Genomic DNA, 779 nt, shown 5'->3' with positions numbered 1-779 from the left:
AAAGAGGGGCGCTCTCCCCGGGCCGTGCGCCGGGAACTGGAAATGCTCCAGTTCTTGAGGCTTAAGGAGCTAAACCCCGGCGCCAGTGTGGAAGACCTCTGGCATCTCGTCAACCAGGCCGAACTTTCCCTGAAGCGCGGTGGTAAAAGTGCGGAGGTACTGCCCGAAAGACCCCTGGATGCTGAAACGCTAAAGCCAGGAGGCCGCCAGCACGTTGGGGGAGAAATCCCGCCGGAAGCCCTGAAACCGGCCATCGCCACCCTGGTGGACCAGTGGGGTGCCAGGCCCGCCCAGGCCGAAGGGATGGTTACCCTGGCAGCCAAGCTCTACACCTGGTGCTGCCCCAGGGTGGAGGAACTGGACCCCGGCCAACTGGTGTGGCTGGCCCACGGGACCAGGAAATCCAGGCGTACCGACCCCAGGCTCTTTCAGCCGGTAGTACTCACCTTGCTAACGCCGGAGGAACAACACTGGCCCCTCAACACCACCGCCGATCTGAAGAGGCTTAAAATACGGCAGATCGAACGGATTACCGCTGAAGCCTGGCGGCAGGATGGTGTCTTAACTACCCTGGACCTGGAGTGGCTCCTAGGCATCTCCCCCAGCCTCATCCGCCAGCTTCTGGAGGCCTACCACGAACGCTTCGGTGTCCTCCTGCCCACGGCCGGTACGGTGCTGGATATGGGTCGCACCCTGACCCATAAGGCCCTGGTGGTGGAGATGGCCCTGGAGGGACTAACCACCCAGGAGATTGCCCGGCGGATCTACCACACCCCCGA

The 779-nt window shown here is 62.9% G+C and carries 1 protein-coding gene; it reads left to right on the top strand.

The features are described 5' to 3' along the window. On the top strand, positions 1–779 hold a 779-nt coding region (locus tag MOMUL_RS15220), incomplete at both ends, for a DUF1670 domain-containing protein (RefSeq protein WP_153018470.1).

The organism is Moorella mulderi DSM 14980 (assembly GCF_001594015.1).
Classification (GTDB): Bacteria; Bacillota; DSM-521; order Neomoorellales; family Neomoorellaceae; genus Neomoorella; species Neomoorella mulderi.
This window is presented reverse-complemented; position numbering and strand designations above follow the sequence as displayed.